Origin of the sequence: Enterobacillus tribolii, assembly GCF_003363015.1 — a bacterium.
In the GTDB taxonomy this organism is placed as follows: Bacteria; Pseudomonadota; Gammaproteobacteria; order Enterobacterales; family Enterobacteriaceae; genus Enterobacillus; species Enterobacillus tribolii.
The window spans coordinates 234251-256639 of sequence record NZ_QRAP01000006.1 but is presented as its reverse complement, the minus strand read 5'-3'; the positions used below and the strand labels follow the sequence as shown (position 1 = coordinate 256639).

The 22389-nt window shown below is 57.7% G+C and carries 19 protein-coding genes; 13 read left to right on the top strand and 6 right to left on the bottom strand.

Annotated features, from left to right (window positions below):
• Nucleotides 1-33: 33 nt before the first annotated feature.
• Nucleotides 34-1005: a transporter substrate-binding domain-containing protein gene (locus tag C8D90_RS14405; RefSeq protein WP_115459147.1), complete on the bottom strand. Its 972-nt coding sequence runs from the start codon at nt 1003-1005 to the stop codon at nt 34-36.
• A gap of 115 nt (nt 1006-1120) precedes the next feature.
• Between C8D90_RS14405 and C8D90_RS14400 the strand changes: the two genes are divergently transcribed.
• Entirely contained in the window at nt 1121-2038 is a 918-nt protein-coding gene (locus C8D90_RS14400) for a LysR family transcriptional regulator (protein WP_115459146.1), read from the top strand.
• Between the two features lie 118 nt (nt 2039-2156).
• A complete protein-coding gene (locus C8D90_RS14395) occupies nt 2157-2384 on the top strand; it encodes a YdcH family protein (RefSeq protein ID WP_115459145.1) in 228 nt (75 codons plus the stop codon).
• Nucleotides 2385-2488: 104 nt separating this feature from the next.
• On the opposite strand, the gene eno is transcribed toward C8D90_RS14395, so the two are convergent.
• The 4 genes from eno to mazG all read right to left on the bottom strand — a co-directional run bounded on the left by eno (nt 2489) and on the right by mazG (nt 10195).
• Nucleotides 2489-3787 carry a phosphopyruvate hydratase gene (gene eno / locus C8D90_RS14390; RefSeq protein ID WP_115459144.1) on the bottom strand — a complete coding sequence of 433 codons (1299 nt, stop codon included), beginning with the start codon at nt 3785-3787 and terminating at the stop codon, nt 2489-2491.
• A gap of 77 nt (nt 3788-3864) precedes the next feature.
• The gene (gene pyrG / locus C8D90_RS14385; protein WP_115459143.1) at nt 3865-5502 is read right to left on the bottom strand and encodes a glutamine hydrolyzing CTP synthase; all 1638 of its coding nucleotides are present in this window, start codon (nt 5500-5502) and stop codon (nt 3865-3867) included.
• A gap of 448 nt (nt 5503-5950) precedes the next feature.
• On the bottom strand, nt 5951-8716 hold the full coding sequence (locus tag C8D90_RS14380; RefSeq protein WP_115459142.1) for a non-ribosomal peptide synthetase: 2766 nt from the start codon (nt 8714-8716) through the stop codon (nt 5951-5953).
• A gap of 687 nt (nt 8717-9403) precedes the next feature.
• Nucleotides 9404-10195, bottom strand: coding sequence for a nucleoside triphosphate pyrophosphohydrolase (gene mazG / locus C8D90_RS14375; protein ID WP_115459141.1), 792 nt, complete (start codon nt 10193-10195; stop codon nt 9404-9406).
• 359 nt (nt 10196-10554) lie between these two features.
• Between mazG and C8D90_RS14370 the strand changes: the two genes are divergently transcribed.
• A complete protein-coding gene (locus C8D90_RS14370) occupies nt 10555-11502 on the top strand; it encodes a beta propeller repeat protein (RefSeq protein ID WP_147291367.1) in 948 nt (315 codons plus the stop codon).
• Between the two features lie 83 nt (nt 11503-11585).
• Here the strand turns inward: C8D90_RS14370 and paaZ are convergent, their stop codons facing one another.
• Complete coding sequence (gene paaZ, locus C8D90_RS14365; RefSeq protein WP_115459139.1) at nt 11586-13646, bottom strand: phenylacetic acid degradation bifunctional protein PaaZ; 2061 nt, start codon at nt 13644-13646, stop codon at nt 11586-11588.
• Nucleotides 13647-13968: 322 nt separating this feature from the next.
• Here paaZ and paaA point away from each other — a divergent pair, with 322 nt between their 5' ends.
• From paaA to pcaF, 10 genes are read left to right on the top strand one after another with little or no spacing between them, the layout of a single operon-like run.
• The gene (gene paaA / locus C8D90_RS14360; protein WP_115459138.1) at nt 13969-14904 is read left to right on the top strand and encodes a 1,2-phenylacetyl-CoA epoxidase subunit PaaA; all 936 of its coding nucleotides are present in this window, start codon (nt 13969-13971) and stop codon (nt 14902-14904) included.
• Nucleotides 14905-14928: 24 nt separating this feature from the next.
• Nucleotides 14929-15216, top strand: coding sequence for a 1,2-phenylacetyl-CoA epoxidase subunit PaaB (gene paaB / locus C8D90_RS14355; protein ID WP_115459137.1), 288 nt, complete (start codon nt 14929-14931; stop codon nt 15214-15216).
• Between the two features lie 9 nt (nt 15217-15225).
• On the top strand, nt 15226-15987 hold the full coding sequence (gene paaC / locus C8D90_RS14350; RefSeq protein WP_115459136.1) for a 1,2-phenylacetyl-CoA epoxidase subunit PaaC: 762 nt from the start codon (nt 15226-15228) through the stop codon (nt 15985-15987).
• A gap of 27 nt (nt 15988-16014) precedes the next feature.
• Nucleotides 16015-16524 carry a 1,2-phenylacetyl-CoA epoxidase subunit PaaD gene (gene paaD, locus C8D90_RS14345; protein ID WP_115459135.1) on the top strand — a complete coding sequence of 170 codons (510 nt, stop codon included), beginning with the start codon at nt 16015-16017 and terminating at the stop codon, nt 16522-16524.
• A 17-nt stretch (nt 16525-16541) separates the two neighbouring features.
• Nucleotides 16542-17597, top strand: a complete 1056-nt coding sequence (gene paaE, locus C8D90_RS14340) for a 1,2-phenylacetyl-CoA epoxidase subunit PaaE (protein ID WP_115459134.1) — start codon at nt 16542-16544, stop codon at nt 17595-17597.
• Between the two features lie 9 nt (nt 17598-17606).
• Nucleotides 17607-18380 (top strand): 2,3-dehydroadipyl-CoA hydratase PaaF, encoded by a 774-nt coding sequence (paaF, locus tag C8D90_RS14335; protein ID WP_115459133.1) that lies wholly within the window; start codon nt 17607-17609, stop codon nt 18378-18380.
• Between the two features lie 4 nt (nt 18381-18384).
• Entirely contained in the window at nt 18385-19176 is a 792-nt protein-coding gene (gene paaG, locus C8D90_RS14330) for a 2-(1,2-epoxy-1,2-dihydrophenyl)acetyl-CoA isomerase PaaG (RefSeq protein ID WP_115459132.1), read from the top strand.
• 2 nt (nt 19177-19178) lie between these two features.
• Nucleotides 19179-20726, top strand: a complete 1548-nt coding sequence (locus C8D90_RS14325; RefSeq protein WP_115459131.1) for a 3-hydroxyacyl-CoA dehydrogenase — start codon at nt 19179-19181, stop codon at nt 20724-20726.
• Nucleotides 20723-21163, top strand: coding sequence for a hydroxyphenylacetyl-CoA thioesterase PaaI (paaI, locus tag C8D90_RS14320; RefSeq protein ID WP_115459130.1), 441 nt, complete (start codon nt 20723-20725; stop codon nt 21161-21163). The genes C8D90_RS14325 and paaI overlap by 4 nt, the downstream gene beginning before the upstream one ends.
• A complete protein-coding gene (pcaF, locus tag C8D90_RS14315) occupies nt 21160-22365 on the top strand; it encodes a 3-oxoadipyl-CoA thiolase (RefSeq protein WP_115459129.1) in 1206 nt (401 codons plus the stop codon). The genes paaI and pcaF overlap by 4 nt, the downstream gene beginning before the upstream one ends.
• The last annotated feature ends 24 nt before the right edge of the window (nt 22366-22389 follow it).

Below are 22389 nucleotides of genomic sequence, written 5' to 3'. Positions count from 1 at the left end.
GATAGTTGTGAACCTCTTTTTAAATAAAAGGCGTCAGATAAAAAGCGGTGAATAAAGCATTCCGCCGCTTGCCCAGGGGTAGTTGTCCCGACGCTCCAGCTTGAGCGCGGATTTGTCACCTAAATTGCGGTTAAATATTTCGCCGTAGTTTCCAACCTGGCTAATCACCTCGCGGGTGAATTCCGGCAACAGCCCCAGGCGGCGGCACAGCCCTTCGCCCGGCTGCAGAAAAGTTTTCGTATAACCATCAGCCTCCCGATAGACCTCATCAACGACCTTGCTGCAAATATTGAGCGACTCCGCCTCAATCAGCGACTTCATCACCCAACCCACTGCGCTGATCCACGCCGGATCGTGTGAGCAAACCGCCGGGGACATCGCCTCCAGCGAAATACGATCGTGCAGGATGATGTGCATCTCTTTATTCGGCAACTGCGCCCGCTCGCCGGCCAGCAGGTAGTAGTCGAGGCAATAGAGGTCGCACAGGCCGTTTTGGTAAGCCTGCCGCGCCTGCAACGGGCTGTCGAACAGCATGATGTCGCAGTCCAGCCCCAGACGGTCAAAATAGTTGCGCAGATTTTCCTGGGTCGTGGAACCACGCAGGGCGGCAACGCGGCGCTTACGCGTCATTCTCGCCTCGCAAACCGGCTCCGACAGATTGGTGACCGGCGTCATCAACACTTCGCCGTCAAACAGCATCGGATGCACAAACGTGATGCCGTAATCCGCTTCGCGCTGGAAGGTAATGCTGGCGTTGAAGGTTCCCAGATCGATCACGCCGTCGCGCAGCGCGGTAAAGCGGTCGCTGGTTTGTAACGGAATAAAGTTGATCTTCCGGCTGTCGCCCAGCACCGCCGCGGCAACCGCGCGGGCCAAATCAATGTCGAAACCTTCCCAGCGGTTATGGATGGGATCCCTCACGGACAGCCCTTTAAAACCCAGGCTGACCCCCACATTGAGCACGTTGCGTTGGCGTACCCGCTCACTGACTGAATGGTATGTCATGATCTAAGCCTTTAAATTGATAAAAGAAATTGATTATCACTACGCTAGCCCCGGTTGAACATGATAATTCATGATGTTAGTTTGGCTAGACGACTCCGATGCAAAAGAGCTATGCGTGAAGAACATAAATGAGCTGGCCGAGCTGTTTCCCAGCCTGGCCGTTTTTATTCAGGTAGTTGAAAAAGGGAGTTTTTCTTCGGCCGGGCGCGCGCTGTCAATGGCGCCCTCCTCTGTCAGCCGCATGATCGACCGGTTGGAAAAGCGGCTTTCGGTGATTTTATTTACCCGCACCACCCGCGCGGTGCAGGTCACGGAAGCCGGGCAGGAAATCTATCAACAGGCCTTATCGGTCATTTCCGTTACCAGCGCCCTGCTTTCCCAGGCAGGCAGCTACAGCGATAAACCGCAGGGCCTGCTGCGCATTACGGCGCCCAATACGCTGGGTAAAATTCTGCTGACGCCTTTTATGTCCGACTTCTTACTGCGTTACCCCGACATCAACGTGGAGCTGTTGCTGACCGACCGGGTGATCAACATGACGCACGATCCGTTTGATCTGGCGGTACGCGTTACGGAAAGCCCGCCGGAGAACATGGTGGCCCGCGCGCTGATGCCGATCGAATATATTCTGGTCTGCGCGTCGGACTACCGCGCCGACCCGCCGCTGGAACCGGATGAACTGCACCGCCACAATATTTTTTTCCCCGATGAACGCCAGTTCCGCGGAGAGTGGTTATTTATGCGGGGTGAGGATGAAGAACGCGTTTTGCTGACGCCGCGCCTGATGATCAACAACAGCGACGCCATGCTCGACGCCATTCTGCAGGGCATCGGCATCGCCCTGATCCCGACGTTCATCGCCGATATCTATTTACACAACGGCAAAGTTCGCCGCGTGCTGCCGGAGTGGAGAATCAATAACCCGCTGCCGCGCACCGCTTATGCCATTACGCTGCCGAACCGCCTGCTGCCGTTAAAAACACGGGTGTTTATCGACGACTTTATGGCCTGGCTGAAAGCGCGCGATATCTGAGCAAAAATGCAAATCAGAAGGTTCCCAACCATAAGATCGGCATGATGAGAGGTTGATTACAAAATCAGCAACGAAGCTATGGCATGCTCACTGTGAGTTTTGACAAAAAGGAGTGCATATGTTTCCTGAGTACCGCGACCTCATCTCCCGCCTGAAAACAGAAGACGCACGTTTTGCTACGCTTTTTCATGAGCATAATCAGTTGGATCATGAGATCCGCCGCGCAGAAAACCAACCGAGTCACGCATTTAACGACCAAATTGCGGCCCTGAAGAAGGAAAAACTCAGACTAAAAGACGAACTGTATAAAATCCTGCGTTCTTATGAAGATCAAACCGCCACCTGATGGCGTACTGAGCTAAAGCTCAACCGAAAAAAAACCCGCCGTCGGCGGGTTTTATGTTTTCAGCGCTGTTATTTCAGCACTACTATTTCAGCACAACGCCGTTATTACTGACCTTTAACTTCTTTCAGGCCGTGGAACGGTGCGCGGTCGCCCAGCGCTTCTTCGATACGGATCAGCTGGTTGTACTTGGCAACACGGTCAGAACGGCTCATAGAACCGGTTTTGATCTGGCCGGCAGCGGTACCTACCGCCAGGTCGGCGATGGTCGCATCTTCGGTTTCACCGGAACGGTGAGAGATAACTGCGGTGTAGCCAGCGTCTTTCGCCATCTTGATAGCAGCCAGCGTTTCGGTCAGAGAACCAATCTGGTTGAATTTGATCAGGATGGAGTTAGCGATGCCTTTCTCGATGCCTTCTTTCAGGATCTTGGTGTTGGTTACGAACAGGTCGTCACCAACCAGCTGGATTTTGTCGCCCAGAACTTTGGTCTGGTAAGCGAAGCCGTCCCAGTCAGATTCGTTCAGGCCATCTTCGATGGACACGATCGGATACTGCTTGGTCAGGTCTTCCAGGTAGTGGGTGAATTCCTGAGAAGTGAAGGTTTTGCCTTCGCCTTTCAGTTCGTAGTTGCCGGTTTCCGCGTTGAAGAACTCGGAAGCAGCGCAGTCCATCGCCAGGGTAACGTCTTTACCCAGTACGTAGCCGGCTTTCTCAACGGCTTCTTTGATTGCAGCCAGCGCAGCAGCGTTAGACTCCAGGTTCGGCGCGTAGCCGCCTTCGTCGCCCACAGCGGTGTTCATGCCTTTGGCTTTCAGAACCTTAGCCAGGTTGTGGAACACTTCAGAACCGATGCGAACGGCTTCTTTCAGGGTTTTAGCGCCAACCGGTTGGATCATAAATTCCTGAATGTCGACGTTGTTGTCGGCGTGCTCACCACCGTTGATGATGTTCATCATCGGCAGCGGCATGGAGAATTTACCCGGGGTGCCGTTCAGCTCAGCGATGTGCTCATACAGCGGCATGCCTTTGGCAGCAGCGGCAGCTTTGGCAGCAGCCAGAGAAACGGCCAGGATAGCGTTAGCGCCGAACTTGGACTTGTTCTCGGTACCGTCCAGGTCGATCATGATCTTATCGATGTTCGCCTGATCTTTAGCGTCTTTGCCCAATACGGCCTGAGCGATCGGACCGTTCACCGCGGCAACGGCTTTCAGTACGCCTTTGCCCATGAAACGGGATTTGTCACCATCACGCAGTTCCAGCGCTTCACGGGAACCGGTGGAAGCCCCTGATGGCGCGGCAGCCAGGCCAACGAAACCGCCTTCCAGGTGAACTTCTGCTTCTACCGTCGGGTTTCCGCGGGAGTCGATGATTTCGCGACCGATGACTTTAACAATTTTGGACATTAGATTTTCCTCGATACAAGTTAAGCTAAAACTCCAGACGAAAGACGCGGAACTCAGTCCCGCGTCTTCCACAATCTCTAACTTACCTGGCGCTTCTGGTATTCGCTGGCTGCTTTCACAAAGCCGGCAAACAGCGGATGCCCGTCACGCGGCGTTGAGGTGAACTCAGGGTGGAACTGCGACGCCACGAACCACGGATGATTCGGATTTTCGACGATCTCCACCAGCTTGTTGTCCGCTGACCAACCGGCGACGCGCAGTCCGGCCGCTTCGATCTGCTTCAACAGCATATTGTTCACTTCATAACGGTGGCGGTGCCGCTCGACAATCGTCGGCGCGCCGTACATCTGGCGAGCCAGCGTGTCTTCCACCAGGTTGCACTGCTGGCCGCCCAGGCGCATCGTGCCGCCCAAATCGCTCTCTTCAGTGCGTACTTCCACATTACCTTCTTCGTCACGCCACTCGGTGATCAACGCCACGACCGGGTACTTACAGTCTGGCACAAATTCCGTCGAGTTGGCGCCTTCCATTCCCGCAACGTTGCGGGCGAACTCGATCAGGGCGACCTGCATACCCAGGCAGATGCCCAGATACGGAATCTTGTTCTCGCGCGCATAGCGCGCCGTGGCGATTTTGCCTTCGATACCGCGGTAGCCGAAGCCGCCCGGTATCAGGATCGCATCCAGACCCTTGAGGACTTCCACCCCTTTGGTCTCTACGTCCTGCGAGTCGATCAGCTTGATGGTCACCGCCACGCGGTTTTTCAGCCCGCCGTGCTTGAGCGCTTCGATAACCGACTTATAAGCATCCGGCAGCTCGACGTATTTACCCACCATACCGATGGTGACATCGCTCACCGGATTGGCTTCTTCGTAAATCACCTGCTCCCATTCTGACAGATTTGCTTCCGGACAGTTCAAGCTGAATCGTTTACAAATATAATCGTCAAGGCCCTGTGATTTCAAGAGGCCTGGTATTTTATAAATAGAATCAACATCTTTCAGTGAGATAACCGCTTTTTCCGGCACATTGCAGAATAATGCGATTTTTGCACGCTCATTGGCCGGCACCGCGCGATCGGAACGACAGATCAACACATCGGGCTGAATGCCGATGGAAAGCAGCTCTTTAACCGAATGCTGGGTCGGTTTGGTCTTCACCTCACCCGCCGCCGCCATGTAGGGAACCAGCGTCAGGTGCATGTAGATGGTGTGCTCACGGCCGACTTCCACCGCCATCTGACGGATAGCTTCCAGGAACGGCAGGGATTCGATGTCGCCGACGGTGCCGCCGATTTCCACCAGCACCACGTCATGCCCTTCAGCGCCTTCGATGATGCGCTCTTTGATGGCGTTGGTAATGTGCGGAATCACCTGCACGGTAGCGCCCAGATAGTCGCCGCGGCGCTCTTTGCGCAGCACGTCAGAATAGATACGGCCGGTGGTGAAGTTATTGCGGCGTGACATTTTGGTACGGATGAAGCGCTCGTAGTGGCCCAGATCCAGGTCAGTTTCCGCGCCGTCTTCGGTGACGAAGACTTCGCCGTGCTGAATCGGACTCATGGTCCCCGGATCCACGTTGATATACGGGTCCAGTTTCATGATGGTTACGTTAAGGCCACGGGCTTCGAGAATAGCCGCCAGGGAGGCTGCGGCAATGCCTTTACCCAGAGAGGATACGACCCCGCCGGTCACAAAAATATAATTCGTTGTCATGCTGAACCTGAGAGTTAGGTTTAAAGACGATGGAAGAACCAGGACGGGACAGTAGTATACCTTAAGGCTTTCGTTGTCACAAACGATCAAATCGGGTTTGCGGGCCGCCGGACGCGGAGATATGCGATTTTCAGCAGGTTTGTTGTTTTTAAACAGCGGGTTAAATTTTTTACGACAACAAATAGAGGCGGGTTGATTTTGCGTGACGCTCCTGGCGCCGGCGGGTTTCGCGCATTTTAGTCAGGAAAAGACTTATAACTCAGAATTTGCCCTATTTTGCGATTTGTGCGGAAAAAGAAAGTGATAACTGCGCCTTGCAAACCGCATCTTTCCCCGGCGGGGCGGCCCCGCTTCCCTGCGGGAAAGAGTACCGGCGCTCCCTTCCGGCCGGTAGATGATTTACCCGGCAGAACGCCAGGCTGAATGGATTCAACCAGTAACGAGCGCCTTAAACAAGCTGCACACTATGTTCCATGTCCGGCAGCTCAACGTCGCCGCCATTTTTCTCCCGGCCGTCCATTCGCCCAAGCCGTTCCAGTTGGCCATCCGGCAACCATCTTACGCGTTCGCCGGTTCGGAACAGGCGTTCACCCAAAGCGTCATGCCAGATAAAACGCGCATCGGACAGCGCCGGATTATTGAGATAACAGCGCGCCACGCCTTCCCCGCCGATATAAAGCTCCCCCGGCAAGCCCGCAGGCAGCGGACGCTGGCAGCGGTCTAGCACATAAAGGCGCTGATGGCACATCGGTATGCCGTAGGGCACGCCCGGCCGGTCGATCGGCGCGTCAGGTATCTCATAATAGATCGACCAGGCCGCTCCTTCCGGCGCTCCGCCGACGCTGGCGACCCGGCAGCCCGGCGCCCAGTCACGGATGCGCGCCGGCAACCCCGCCGCCACCGCTTCCCCCGCCAGCATCACTTTACTCAACGCACATGCGGGCTGAACCGGCTGAGACTCGATATGTTCTGTCAGTTGGGTCATCGCCGTCGGCGACGAACTCCAGAAGCTGACCCGGTGACGGATGATCAGATGCAGCCAGGCATCCGGCTGGTAACCTGTTTTCTCGCCGGGCATAATCAGCGTGCCGCCTGCGGAAAGCAGTCCGAAAATAGCGAAAATGGAAATGCCGCTGCTCAGCGCGCTGACCGCAAACCCACGCTCTCCGGCCTTAACGGACATTTTCCCCAGTACATCGATAATGCTGTTCACGGCACTGCGGTGTTCGACGGCAACACCCGTGATCACGCCGGTCGCATCCGTGGAAAAAATCATGTAGGCCGGATCATCCGGCGCACACTTCACCGGGCCGGGAATATGTTCCGGTTCCGGCAGCGCAGCAACCTGGCCCTGCGGAGAAATCATCACCAGCGTATTTTCCGCACCGACGGACCACGGATGGCTGCTGATAACCAGGCGGGCATTTACCTGACGCATTGCGTCACGCCGCCGGATTTCAGACCAGGTATTGTCCATCGGCAGAAAAGCCATACCGGCCAGCGAGCAACCCAGTATGGCGATCACCTGCGCCCGCCCTTTATCTACCAGCACCGCGATCGCTTCCCCGTCCATGGCGGCAGAGGTTCGCAGCTGAGCGGCCAGCGTCAGGGCCGCGCGGTATAAATCGCCGTAGCTTAACTCCCCCAGTTCATCGATAACGGCGATGGCCTGCGGAGCATGCTGCGCCTGGGTGACGAAGTCGCACCAGATCGGACGTTCGAACTCATACGCATACGGACGGTCCTGCCACGACGTGCGCATGTCCGCAATCGCCTGCGCAGGTATCAGCGTGATATCCCCGATACGGCGCGTTTTTTCGTCGAGCAGCTGGTGCATGATGCGCAGATAATAGTCGGCCAGGCAGGCGATAGTGTCAGGCGCAAATAACGCCGTCGCGTAATTAATCACCGCGCACGGGTAAGCGTCATCGGGCATCACGCTGAACGTCAGATCGCGCTCCGCAACCTGATGGTATTCCAGCAGGCATTCCGCATTCATCCACTCCGGCATTTTCACATCCTGGGCGGAAGTCAGGGTAAACATCACCTGAAACAGCGGATGCACCGACGGATCGCGCGGCACGCTCAGCATTTCAAGCAATTGCTCCAGCGGCAGTTGCTGATGCCGCCGCGCCTGCAACAGCGATTTGAATACCGTACGTAAATAAACCGACGGCGAGACATCGTCGTCAATGCGGCTGCGCAGCGGCAGCGTATTGGCGAAAAAGCCGATGAGCTGACGCGTCTGCGGCGAGGGGCGGTTGGCCGCCGGCGTGCCGACCAGAATGTCCCGCTGTCCGCTGAAAGCGGCAAGCAGCAGGTTAAAGCCAGCCAGATAAAGTGCAAACGGCGTGATGCATTCCCGTCGGGCAACCTGAACCACGCGTGCCGTCAGTTCAGGCGGCAGTGAGAAAGCATAATTAACGCCACGGTGCTCGAAACGCGCCGGGCGCCTGAAATCCAAAGGCAATGTCAGCGGTTGCCAGCCCTTCAGCCGCTCCCACCACCAGGCTCTGCGCGCCTGCATGGACGCCGACCCCAGCAGGCCGCGCTGCCACACGGCATAGTCGCCGTATTGCAGCGACAGCGGCGCCAAAGCGGGTTCTTCTCCGCGGCGGTAGGCCTGATAGCAATGCTCCAGCTCATTCAGCAGGATGGCCCGCGAAGCGTCATCGAACACCAGATGATGAAACACCAGCAGCAAATAGTAGCGCACGCCGTCAACGCCCGAACGACGGTAAATAACGGCTCGCACCGGCGGCGTGGTGGCGGGATCAAACGGCGCGTTAACGTCCTGACACAGGCATGCATCCCATTCCTCATCAGACAAGACGCGCTCGGTAACCTCCAGCGCCACACCGGTGGAACGGGTACGAACCTGCCCTCTTTCCGCCGTTTCAAACACGCTGTTCAGGCAACTGTGACGGGCAACGACGGCTTGCATGCCACGACACAGCGCGGTAATGTTCGTCCGCTCGTCCAGACGAAACAACATCGGTACGTGATTCAGCGCATCATCGCAATCAGGGTGTCCGCTGTACCAAAGCCGCATCTGCGGCCAGGAAAGTGGGTAATCACGCCGGCCCAACGCCACGATCGGTTGAGCGCCCTCGGCAGGATCCAAAGCAAGGCGATAATCGGTGCTACGGCGATTCAGTAATTTTTCGTTATTCCAGAATAGCCCTGCATGAGATGAAACCATAATTTCTTTCATTCTGGATCCTCAGACAATTTCACTTCAGGCGATCTGCCACAGAAAAACTTTAGCGAAATAGATTCAGCTACCAGGAGAAGGTCATCAATTCTGCAATAATAATATTTATATAAAATACGAAATCAACGACAAGATATAAGTTTTTTTTATGATGTTGCTGATTTATTGTCAGACCTGTCTGAATAATCAACATATTACCTCTAATGACTCTCCTCAGCACGATCGGCAAAAAATTTAGTTCCCGATCGTTTCACAGCCCAAAAATCCTTACGCAACATCGCATTAGTCAAGGATATTTCCGAGAAAAAGGAGACTGACACCCTGCATTACGGGCTGACAAGGAAAGATGCAGGGCGTGCGCGGCTTCCAGCCGCATTGGCATTATATTAGTTAGTATTATTGATAAACTTAATAAGGCAGATATCTCCCGGAAGCAAGAGACGGAAGGGAGATGAAAACGTCGGAATAAACATTCACGACTATATATTCTGAAATAATACAAAAATACATGAGTATCATTTTCTTCCACTGCGAAATATCGTCTGATGTAATAAATCAAGCCCGCACGTTAAGCAGGCTAAATGATTCAGACGATAAATCAGTAGAACGTCATTAAATGAGATAGGATGAATCTGCTCTTGTTATGCCGGAATAGTTTTTTCTATTCCGGCACAGCGCTCATTCGCGTTAGTTTTCCGACTTTTTCACCTGCTGCCAGAATGCCTCCATCTCCTCAAGGGAAGACTCTTCCAGCGTTTTTCCGCTGGCCCGCACCGCCTCTTCTACGGCGCGGAAGCGACGTTCAAATTTACGGTTGGCGGCCTGTAACGCATTTTCTGCCTTATGGCCCAGATGGCGCGACAGATTGACGGTCGCAAACAACAAGTCGCCAATCTCCTCGCCCAGCTTCTCCTCATCCACGACGGCCTGCCGGGCTTCATCCATCACCTCGTCGATTTCCTCATACACTTTGCCCAGCACCGGCCCGAGGGTGTCCCAGTCAAAGCCCACCGCGGCGCAGCGTTTTTGGATTTTGTAAGCGCGCATCAGGGCAGGCAACGCAGCGGGAATATCATCCAGTGCGGAATGCATGGATTTTTCGGCGCGCTCTTCAGCTTTACGCTGCTCCCAGCGTGCCAGCGAAGCCTCGGCGGTTTCATGATGTTCGGCGGCAAAAACGTGCGGGTGACGGCGCTCCAGCTTATCGCTGATGGCGTTACAGATATCATCAAAGGTAAACCGCCCTTGCTCCTGCGCCATTTGGGCGTAAAACACCACCTGAAACAGCAGGTCGCCCAGCTCATCGCGCAGATCGCCGAAATCCTCGCGCGCAATCGCATCAAGCACCTCGTAGGTTTCCTCCAGCGTGTAAGGCGCGATGGTGGCAAACGTCTGTTTAACGTCCCAGGGGCAACCGCGCTCAGGATCGCGCAGGGTTTGCATAATGGTAAGAAGGCGCTGCATCGGGGGGATAGTCATGATTTTTCCGTTAAAACGTAGGGGTAACAATGTGAATCATGACAACGTATCAAAAAAGCGGGTGGGGAAGAAGGTTTAGCAGGCTGGAGCAGGTCTAAACGCAGGAGCTGCCGTTACCTGAACCTGTCTGAACACAATTCAGCAATCGCTGGTTGCCAATTAACAATTGATGTGGTTTTATCCGGAATTCCGCTGATGGAAATCGGGGGTAAGGCAGGTTTCCGCTATGCAAATGGCAATGTATTTGATTGCATCAAATATCGAGAAAAAATATGACTGTGAAAAAATGGCATTCAGACACAGTTGACGCCTAAACCACAAACAGGCGGTCGATACTAATTAATGTGGCGGATAGAACAATGCACTCAACGATACCTAAGGAAATATGGTCAGAACATTGTGATGGATATTCATTTACGGACTGTGCCATTCGTAATAAAGACATGATTTATTTACTTGCTACTGAGGATAAAACTCAGGATGAGCAAAAATCGAAAATGCAGCTATTACTCTTAGTACAAGAAGGAGATAATATTGAGCATGGTTACAGCTCCTTTGACGAATCGTTCTGGGCGGTAGTTTGTACATCCGAAAAACCTGTGGAGCAAGGATTGATTATCCAGGTTTTAGGCGGTTCAGTTATTCCAACGGGCGGACCTCAGAGGGATTGGCCTGTTGAAGACATTAAACAAAATGAGCTGCTCCCTGTCAGAAAAGCAAAAAAAATTGATGGCTTTCCGTGGGTTGTCGGAAGTCACAGAGCCGTATTCCGTAGGGTTGATATTGGGACGTGGATTGCTGTTGATAACGGGTTAAAAGAGCCTGAAGATTTATCTGACACTGACTTTTTGGATATCGATGGTTTTACGTCTAACGATATTTATGCCGTGGGAGGTAAGGGCGATATTTGGCATTACGATGGGCAGATATGGAAGCAATGCGGTTTCCCGACAAATGATAAACTAACGGCCGTCTGTTGTGCAGGTGATGGTAATGTCTATGTTGCTGCCAAACATAAATTATGGAAGGGCCGTTTAAATCGCTGGGAAGCCATTTGCGAACTAGAATTAACAGATAAAATAAGCGATTTGCATTGGTTTAATAATAAAATTTGGGGCTGCGGGAAATATGATTTCTTATGTTGGAATGGCATCACGTTAGAAACTGAAGTGCTGTATCAGGGCAGCCCTCTTGCACTCATGGGAACAATGGATTGTTGCGAACACTTTTTGTTAGTCGCCCGGCGTAAAAGTGTCTGGGTTTATAACGGTCAGCAATGGGTAAATATCGTTCCTGAAAGTATGTAACTGCGCGCGTTTTCCCTGCAAAACGGGCGACCTTCCGGTCGCCCGCGGTTCCGTCAACGGGATACGGCATCTTGCCCGCGGCTTCAGAAGTCGCCTTCTTTCCTCTCCACCAGCGTCAGAATGTTATACAACGCCACGGCATTTCCTTCCTGATTGAAGACCTGCACATCCCACACCACCACGCCATGCGGTTTGTCCTCTGCGCTTTTCTGCGCTTTTTTGATCTTCTTGCGGCAGGTCAGGCGTACCTGAATGGTATCCCCGATCTTAACCGGCTCAATAAACCGCAGCCCTTCCATACCGTAGTTGGCGATGACCGGCCCGACCGCCGGGTCCACGAACAGCCCCGCCGCCGCCGATACCACGAAATAGCCGTGCGCCACGCGTTCGCCGAACAACGACTGCGCCGCGCCGATCTTATCCATGTGCGCGTAGAAGTGGTCGCCGCTCAGGCAGCCGAAGTTGACGATGTCCGCTTCGGTCACGGTACGCCGCGCGGTCAGCAGGCTTTCGCCAATGCGCAGTTCCTCAAAGTATTTCCGGAACGGATGAACCGGATCTTCCGCCACCGGCGCGCCACGTACCCACTCACGGCCGATGGCCGCCAGCATCGCCGGGCTGCCCTGAATCGCGGTACGTTGCATGTAGTGTTTCACCGCACGCAGTCCGCCCAGTTCTTCCCCGCCGCCCGCACGTCCCGGGCCACCGTGCACCAGCATCGGCAGCGGTGAACCGTGACCGGTCGACTCCGCAGCCGCAGCAGCGTCAAGAACCAGCATGCGCCCGTGCGCGCAGGCGCTGGCGCGGATCACCTGCGACGCCACCTCGCCGTCCGCCGTCACCAGCGACCCCGCCAGGCTGCCGCCGCCCAACTGCGCCAGAGTTACCGCCTGCGCCAAATCCTGATACGGCATCAGCGTCGCCACCGGCCCGAACGCCTCGGTGGCATGTACCGCCTGATGCGTCAACGGATCGGCGCAATAAAGCAACGTGGGCGGATAGAACGCCCCCTTGCCCAGATTGTCGCCCGTCAGCGTCAGCCCTTCCGTCGTCGCGCCACACAGCGGCTCGCAGCCGTTACGCAGCAGGAAGTCGACTTTCTCCTGCACGTCGTCGCGCTGCTCCAGGCTGACCAGCGCCCCCATTTTCACGCCTTCCACGCGCGGATCGCCCATCACCACGCCGGAAAGACGTTTCAGCAAGGCATCACACACCGCGTCAACCTGCGCCGCGGGAACGATAATCCGGCGGATCGCGGTACATTTCTGCCCGGCTTTCACCGTCATCTCACGGCAAACCTCTTTGATAAACAGCGCAAACTCCGGCATGTCCGGCGTGACGTCGCTGCCTAAAACAGCGCAGTTGAGCGAATCAGCCTCCATGGTGAAGGGCACCGATTTCGCCATCAGATGCGGGTGAGAACGCAGCTTCTGCCCGGTTTGCGCCGAGCCGGTGAACGTCACCACATCCTGAAAATCCAGATGTTCAAACATGTCGCCGATGCCGCCGCAGATCAGCTGAATCGCGCCTTCCGGCACCAGACCGCTCTCGACCATCAATTTCACCATCGCCTGCGTCACCTGCGCAGAAGCCGTAGCCGGCTTGATGATCGCCGGCATCCCGGCCATCCAGGTCGGCGCCAGTTTTTCCAGCATGCCCCAGCACGGAAAGTTGAAGGCGTTAATGTGCAGCGCCACGCCGGGGCGGGAAGTCAGCACATGACGCGCAGCAAACTGCCCCTGCTTCGACAGCGGGATAAGTTCATCTTCCGCCCACAGGGTGTCATCCGGCAGCTCGCGTCCCGCCAGCCCGGCATAAGAAAACAGGGTGGCGATCCCGCCCTCGATATCCACCCAGCTGTCGGCGCGGGTTGCGCCGGTCTGGAATGAAATCTCGTACAGGCTCTCTTTATGCGCCAGCAGGTATTTCGCCAGCGCCTTCATCATCTGCGCCCGTTGCTGGAACGTCATGGCCGCCAGCGCCGCGCCGCCGTGGTTACGGGCATAGCTCAGGCTTTCCGCCAGCGGCAGGCCGTCGGTACATACCTGGTACAGCGCCTCGCCGCTCACCGCATGATGAATTTCGCGCGGACGCCCCTCTCCGTATACCCAGCGGCCTGAAAGATAACTGGTTAACTGCTGCATCCACTCCTCCAATAAGAATCAAATTTTCTAAAAAAACGCATAAATACGTATCACATAAATCCGAACTTATCCAAGTTAAAAATTAACAAAATGAAAACAAAACATTTAACACATCTTACTGACCGCCTGATGGGTCACTCTCCATCAAAATCATTATATTGATATATATAGATTAAATTTTATTTAATGTGAATCCCATCGCAAAACAGCATTAACCATGTTTGATCTTTTTGTTATCACTTTGTAGTTTTGTGGTTATGAAAGTGATTCACTTTTTAATTAAAAACACCAAAAACACGAATCATTTAATGAGGAATCAGCAATGACCGATGAGCAACATCAGGCGCATTTCGACGCCACAATCGCGGCTGACACGCCGATAGAAGCCAAGGACTGGATGCCTGATGCCTACCGTCAGACCCTGATCCGGCAGATCGGGCAGCACGCCCACTCTGAAGTGATCGGCATGCTGCCGGAGGCAAACTGGCTGACCCGCGCGCCGAGCCTGCGTCGCAAAGCGATTCTGCTGGCGAAAATCCAGGACGAAGCCGGCCACGGCCTGTACCTGTACAGCGCAGCGGAAACCCTGGGTTGTTCGCGTCAGGATATCTACGAAAAGATGCTGGATGGCAAGATGAAATACTCCTCCATCTTCAACTATCCCACCCTCAACTGGGCAGATGTCGGCGTGATCGGCTGGCTGGTCGATGGCGCCGCCATCGTCAACCAGGTGGCGCTGTGCCGCACTTCCTATGCGCCTTACGCCCGCGCCATGGTGAAAATCTGTAAAGAAGAGAGCTTCCACCAACGCCAGGGCTATGAAGCCGCGATGGCGATGGCGAACGGCAGCGCCGCGCAGCGCGCGATGTTGCAGGATTCCATCAACCGCTTCTGGTGGCCGGCCCTGATGATGTTCGGACCGACCGACACCGACTCCCCGAACAGCGCCCAAAGCATGGCCTGGAAGATCAAACGTCACAGCAACGACGAACTGCGTCAGAAATTCGTCGACAACACCGTTCCCCAACTGGAAGCCCTGGGCATGACCGCGCCCGATCCGGATCTGAAATGGGATGAAGCCAGCGGCCACTACCGCTTCGGCACCATCAACTGGGACGAGTTTTACCAGGTGATCAAAGGCTACGGATTGTGCAACCACGAACGCGTCGGCGACAAACGCCGGGCATGGGAATCCGGCCGTTGGGTACGCGAAGCCGCCATGGCGCACGCAGAAAAAAATGCGGCCAAAGCCGCCTGATTAAAACGATAAGGAATCCAAACAATGACGCAATCACATTGGCCGCTTTACGAAGTATTCATTCGCAGCAAGCAGGGTTTGGCCCACCGTCACGTTGGCAGCGTTCACGCGGCGGACGATCAGATGGCGCTGGAAAACGCGCGTGACGCCTACACCCGCCGCGGTGAAGGCAGCTCAATCTGGGTCGTGAAATCCGAGAACCTGGTCGCCACCCAGCCGGAAGACCGCGAAGCGTTTTTCGATCCGTCCGACGACAAAATCTATCGTCACCCGACTTTCTACACCATCCCCGATGGCATCAAGAACATGTAAGGAGCGGTAATGACGACCACGAATGCTTCCCTGCGTACCTACGCGCTGCGCCTCGGCGACACCCCGCTGATCCTCTCCCACCGTCTGGGCGAATGGTGCGGCCACGCGCCCGAACTGGAAATCGATATGGCGCTGGCCAACATCGGCCTGGATCTGCTCGGTCAGGCACGTAACTTCCTCACCTACGCCGCGCAGCTTTCCGGCGACGGCGTTGACGAAGATAGCCTGGCCTACACCCGTGACGAGCTGGATTTCAACAACCTGCTGCTGGCCGAACAGCCTAACGGCGGTTTCAACGACACGCTGGTACGCCAGTTTCTGCTGGATAACTACCACCAGCTGCTGTACCGCGCCCTGAGCGAAAGCCGCGATCCGCAACTGGCCGCCATCGCCGCCAAGTCGCTGAAGGAAGCGGACTACCACGTGCGTTACAGCAGCGGCTGGATGATCCGCCTGGGCGACGGCACCGACCTCAGCCACGACAAAGTCCAGCAGTCGCTTAACGCGCTGTGGCGCTTCACCGATGAGCTGTTCAACGCCGATGGCGTGGAGCTTGAGCTGGCGGCACAGGGGATCGCCGTCGACCCGGAAAGCCTGCGTCAGCCCTGGCTGGCCCAGGTGGGGAACACCCTGAAACAGGCCACGCTGCAACTGCCGCAGGAAGTTCCGTACCGCCGCGGCGGTAAGCAGGGTCAACACACGGAGCATCTGGGATTCATTCTGGCGGAGATGCAGTTCCTGCAACGCGCCTACCCCAACTGCAACTGGTAACACGAAACATCAACAGGCAGGTCAGTTATGGAGCAACAAATACCGTCAGATACGCTGCTGGCGCCAGAGATTCACCGGATCTGGCAATGTCTGCATCAGATCAGCGATCCGGAGCTTCCGGTGTTGTCAATCACCGATCTCGGCATGGTACGCCATGTGGAGAATAACGGCGGGGGCTGGCGTATCACCTTTACCCCGACGTACTCCGGCTGCCCTGCCACCGAATTTTTGATCGGCGAGATCAAACACACCCTGAGCGACGCCGGCTTCAGCCCGGTCACCGTGGACATCAGCCTCAGCCCGGCCTGGACCACCGACTGGATGAACGCCGACGCCAAAGAACGCCTGCGCGTCTTCGGCGTGGCGCCGCCTCAGGGAAATGCCTGCGAGAAACCGCTGGCGTCCGGACCGGTCCAGTGCCCCCGCTGCGGCAGCACCCATACCCAAAGAATCAGCGAATTCGGCTCTACCGCTTGTAAGGCGCTCTATCGCTGTACGCAGTGTCTGGAACCGTTCGATTACTTCAAATGCATTTAGAGGAGCGCAGAAAACCCATGACGGTCTTTCATCGCCTGAACATCGCAGCCATTACGCGCGAAACACCGGACGCGGTGGCGATTACCCTGCACGTGCCGGAACAACTACGGTCACACTATCACTACACCCCCGGCCAGCACCTGACGCTGAAAGCCCTGATTGACGGCCAGGAGTTACGCCGTTGCTACTCCATTTGCAGCTCGCCGCAGGACGGCGTGTTGCAAATCGGCGTGAAAGCCATTCCCGAAGGACGTTTCTCCGGCTTCGCCAATACCCACCTGAAAAGCGGCGACAGCATCGACGTTATGGTGCCGCAGGGGCAGTTCGGCTATCTGCCGCGTCCCGGCACGCGCGGCAACTATCTGGCCGTGGCCGCCGGTTCCGGCATCACGCCGCTGCTGTCGATCATCACCACCACGTTGCAGCAGGAGCCGGAAAGCCGCTTCACCCTGATTTACGGCAACCGCACCAGCCGTACCGTGATGTTCCGTGAAGCGCTGACCGATCTGAAAAACCGCTATGCCCAGCGTTTTCAGGTGTTGTACCTGTTCAGCCAGGAAAACGGCGACAGCCCGCTGCTGAACGGCCGTATCGACAGCGAACATCTGGTCAACATCGGCCGCACGCTGCTCGACTATTCCGCCTTCGACCGCGCCTTTGTCTGCGGCCCGGAAAGCATGATGGACGACGTTCACACCGCGCTGGAACAGGCAGGCATGACAGCAGACCGCATCTTCACCGAACGCTTCAACACCAGCGCCGGCGGCATCACGGCCAGCGCTACCGAACGCGTCGCGACCCGCTTTGTCCTCGTGCAGGACGGTGCCGAGCAGGAAATTGAGATGAGCGCCGAGGATGACAGCATCCTCGACGCCGCGCTGCGCCAGGGCGCCGACCTGCCCTACGCCTGCAAGGGCGGCGTGTGCGCCACCTGCAAGTGCAGGGTGCTGGCCGGTGAAGTGGAGATGGGCATCAACTACAGCCTGGAACCGGATCAGATCGAGGCCGGTTTCATTCTCAGTTGCCAGTCGCGTCCGAAAGGCGACGGCGTGGTGCTGGACTTCGACGTATAGGGGCCGGTGATGAGCTGTGACTGGATTTTAAGCGCGCAGGCCGGACGGGTTCTGACCCTGACGCTGAACCGCCCCGACGCACGCAACGCCCTCAGCACCGACTGCCTGGAGCAATTGGTGCTGCGGCTTGAGCAGGCCGACGGCGATGAAAGCGTCGGCTGCGTGGTGATTACCGGTTCGGCGCGCTTCTTTGCCGCCGGGGCCGATTTGCGTGAACTGCAACAGCAGGACGTCGCCGCCACCCTGACCGACCGCCGCCCGCAGGTTTGGCAACGTTTCAGCGCCTTCAGCAAGCCAATCGTCGCCGCCGTTAACGGTTATGCGCTGGGCGCCGGCTGCGAGCTGGCGCTGGCCAGCGACGTGGTGATCTGCGGCGAAAGCGCCCGTTTCGGGCTGCCGGAAATCACGCTGGGCCTGATGCCCGGCGCGGGCGGCACTCAGCGGCTGATCCGCAGCGTGGGCAAATCGCTGGCGTACCAGATGGTGCTCAGCGGCGAAGCGATCGATGCCCGCCGTGCCTTGCAGGCCGGGCTGGTCAGCGAGGTTTGCGTTGATGCCCTGACGCTGGAAACCGCACAACGCCTCGCCGCACGCATCGGCGCACAGGCGCCGCTGGCGCTGCGCGCAGCCAAAGCCGCCCTGAAGCAGGCGCAGGAAAGCGCGCTGGCGCCCGGCCTGATCGCCGAACGCCAGCTGTTTACCGTCCTGGCCGGTACTGAAGACCGCCGGGAAGGTATCGCCGCCTTCTTCGATAAACGTTCACCTGAATTTAAAGGCCGTTGATGACATGGAAACTCCGATGATTTTAACCCACGTTGAAGCCGGCGTACTGACGCTGACCCTGAACCGCCCCGACCGGCTGAACAGCTTCAACGATGAAATGCACCGCCAGCTCGCTGAAGCGCTGAAGATCGCCGAGCGCGACGACAGCGTGCGCTGCCTGCTTATCACCGGCGCGGGCCGCGGCTTTTGCGCCGGGCAGGATTTGAATGACCGCAATGTCAGCGTCGATCAGGAAACGCCGGATCTCGGCCTGTCCGTTGAACGTTTTTACAACCCGCTGATCCGCCGTATTACCTCACTGCCGAAGCCGGTGATCTGCGCCGTTAACGGCGTCGCTGCCGGCGCGGGCGCCGCGCTGGCCTTCGCCTGCGATATCGTGATCGCCTCGTCTTCCGCCAGCTTCATTCAGTCGTTCTGCCGCCTCGGCCTGGTGCCGGACTCCGGCGGCAGCTGGTTTCTGCCCCGCCTCGCCGGACGCGCCCGCGCGATGGGTATGGCGCTGCTGGGCGATAAGGTCAGCGCAGAGCAGGCGCTGGCATGGGGGTTGATCTGGCAGGTCGTGGAGCCGGAGCAACTGGCCGACAAAACCCAGACGCTGGCGCAGCATCTGGCGACGCAGCCAACTTACGGGCTGGGGCTGATCAAGAAAGCCATCAACGCATCGGCAACCAACACGCTGGATCAGCAGCTCGATCTGGAGCGCGATCTGCAACGCCTCGGCGGGCGCAGCGATGATTACCGCGAGGGCGTCAGCGCCTTCTTCGCCAAGCGTCAGCCTGAGTTTCGCGGGAAATAATGATGATTAACTCTCTCTCAAATGCCGATGTCGCCGTTATCGGCGCCGGTACGATGGGGATCGGCATCGCCCAGGTGGCGGCACAGGCCGGTCACCGCGTTTTTTTGTATGACATCGCCGCCGAAGCCGGGCAAAAAGCGCTGGCCGCGCTGCGTTCCCGGCTGATGAAACGGGTGGAAGCCGGCAAAGCCGACGCGGCCGCCACTGACGCCCTGCTGGCGCGCATCGCTCCGGCGGCGGCGCTACCGGATCTGGCGGGTTGCGGTCTGGTGATTGAGGCCGTGGCGGAGCGCCTGGAGATCAAGCAAAGCCTGTTCCGCGACCTGGAAGCGATTTGCTCTGCGGACACCCTGTTCGCCAGCAATACCTCTTCCCTGTCGATCACCGCCATCGCCAGCGCCCTGCAACACCCGCAGCGCATGGCCGGCCTGCACTTTTTCAACCCGGCGCCGCTGATGAAGCTGGTGGAAATCGTCCGCGGGCTGGAAACCTCCGCCGACGTGCTTACCGCCCTGCAAGCGCTGGCGCGCCGCTGGGGTAAACAGCCGGTGCTGTGCCGCTCCACGCCGGGCTTTATCGTCAACCGCGTCGCCCGCCCGTTTTACGCGGAAACCCTGCGCGCGCTGGAGGAACAGATCGCGTCTCCGGCCACGCTGGACGCCGTGGTGCGCGACGCCGGCGGTTTCGCCATGGGGCCGCTGCAACTGACCGATCTGATCGGCCAGGACGTCAACTACGCCGTGACGGAATCCGTGTTTAGCGCCTTCTGTTTCGATCCGCGCTTCCAGCCCTCGCTGGCCCAGCAGGAACTGGTGCTCGCCGGGCATTTGGGCCGTAAAAGCGGCCGCGGTTTTTACCGTTACGACAACGCCGGTACTCAGGAAGAAGCCGCTTTCGCCGCGCCGGTAAGCGCGCCGGCAGCACAGATAACCCTGCACGGCGACTGGTCTTCCCTGCCGGGACTGGCCGGAGCGTTACAGACAAATGCGAACGCGATCATAGAAGCCGGTCAGACCAGTCCATTCGCCTGTATAAACGAAGTTACATTTATGTTAACGAATGGTAAAACAGCTACGCAGACTGCTGCTGAAACCGGCAAACCCGTGGTGCTGTTCGACCTCTCCGTTGATTACGCCAATGCGTCCGTCATCGCCATCAGCCCCGCCCTGCAAAACGGGGAGCAGCACAACGCCACGATTATCGCGTTGCTACAGTCACTGGGTAAACGGGTGATCGTCCTGCCCGACTACCCCGGCCTGCTCACCCTGCGCACCGTCGCCATGTTGTGCAACGAAGCGCTCGACGTGGTGAACAAACGCATCGCCAGCGCCGCCGATACCGATACGGCGATGCGTTACGGCGTGAACTACCCTCTCGGGCCGCTGGCCTGGGGAGCGCGTCTGGGATGGAAAACCCTGCTGCAGGTCATGGATAACCTTCACGAATTTTATGGCGAACCCCGCTATCGCCCGACGCCGTTGTTGCGTCAACTGGCCGCCGGTTACCCGCCTGCGGATTTCTCACTTACGACCGGAGATCGGGCCGCATGAATGCCAAGAATCCACGGTTGTTGGCGCAGGAGTGCGCCACACACATGTTCGCGCACGACACCTGCGCACAAGCAATGGGAATGCAAATCGACGAAGTGGACAACGGTCTCGCCAGGGTCAGCATGACCGTGGCGCCGCAGATGCTCAACGGCCACCAGACTTGCCACGGCGGTCAGTTGTTCAGCCTGGCGGATACCGCATTCGCTTACGCCTGCAACAGCCAGGGGCTGGCGGCGGTCGCATCGGGGTGCTCCATCGACTTCATCCGCCCCTCCTTCGCCGGCGACCGCCTCACGGCCATCGCCAACGTGCGCTACCAGGGGAAAACCACGGGGCTGTACGACGTGGAAATCATTAATCAAACCGGCAAAACCGTCGCTTGCTTCCGCGGGCGCGCCCACCGCCTGGGACATTCCGTATTAGGAGAACCGTCATGACTCACGCTTTTATCTGCGACGGCGTTCGCACCCCCATCGGTCGTTATGCGGGCGCGCTGGCCGGCCTGCGGGCGGACGATCTGGCGGCCGTTCCGCTGCGGGCGCTGATGGCGCGCTATCCGTCGCTGGACTGGGAGCGGGTGGACGACGTGATCCTGGGCTGCGCCAACCAGGCCGGCGAAGACAACCGTAACGTCGCGCGCATGGCGGCGTTGCTGGCCGGCCTGCCGCTCACGGTATCCGGCACCACCATCAACCGCCTGTGCGGTTCCGGCCTCGACGCGCTGGGCATGGCGGCCCGCGCCATCCGCGCCGGCGACGCCGCGCTGATGCTGGCCGGCGGCGCGGAGTCGATGAGCCGCGCGCCGTTCGTGATGGGCAAAGCCGAAAGCGCGTTCAGCCGTCAGGCCGAAATCTTCGACACCACCATCGGCTGGCGCTTCGTTAACCCGCTGATGCACGGCGCGTTCGGCACCGACTCCATGCCGGAAACCGCAGAGAACGTCGCCAGCCAGTTCGCCATCAGCCGTGACGATCAGGACGCCTTCGCCCTGCGCAGCCAGCAACGCACCGCGCGCGCTCAGGCCAACGGCGTGCTGGCGCAGGAAATTACCCCGGTGGTCATCAAAGGGAAAAAAGGCGCGGAAACGCACGTGATCGAGGATGAACACCCGCGCCCTGAAACGACGCTGGAACAGTTACAGAAACTGAAAACGCCGTTCCGCATGCCGGGCAGCGTCACCGCCGGCAACGCGTCCGGCGTCAACGACGGCGCGGCCGCGCTGATCGTGGCCTCCGAAGCCATGGCGTTGCAGCAGGGGCTGACGCCCAAAGCGCGCATCGTCGCCACCGCCACCTGCGGCGTGGAACCGCGCATCATGGGCATCGGCCCGCTGCCGGCCACCCGCAAAGTGCTGGAACTGGCAGGGCTGAACCTGGCGCAGATGGACGTAATTGAACTCAACGAAGCGTTTGCCGCCCAGTCGCTGGCGGTGATGCGTCAGCTCGGACTGCCGGACGATGCCGAACACGTTAATCCCAACGGGGGCGCCATCGCACTCGGTCACCCGCTGGGAATGAGCGGCGCGCGTCTGGCGCTGGCGGCAACGCTGGAGCTGGAACGTCGCTCAGGCCGCTACGCGCTGTGCACCATGTGCATCGGCGTCGGCCAGGGCATCGCCATGATTATCGAACGTGTCTGATCCATTGCCTTCCTCCGGGAAGGC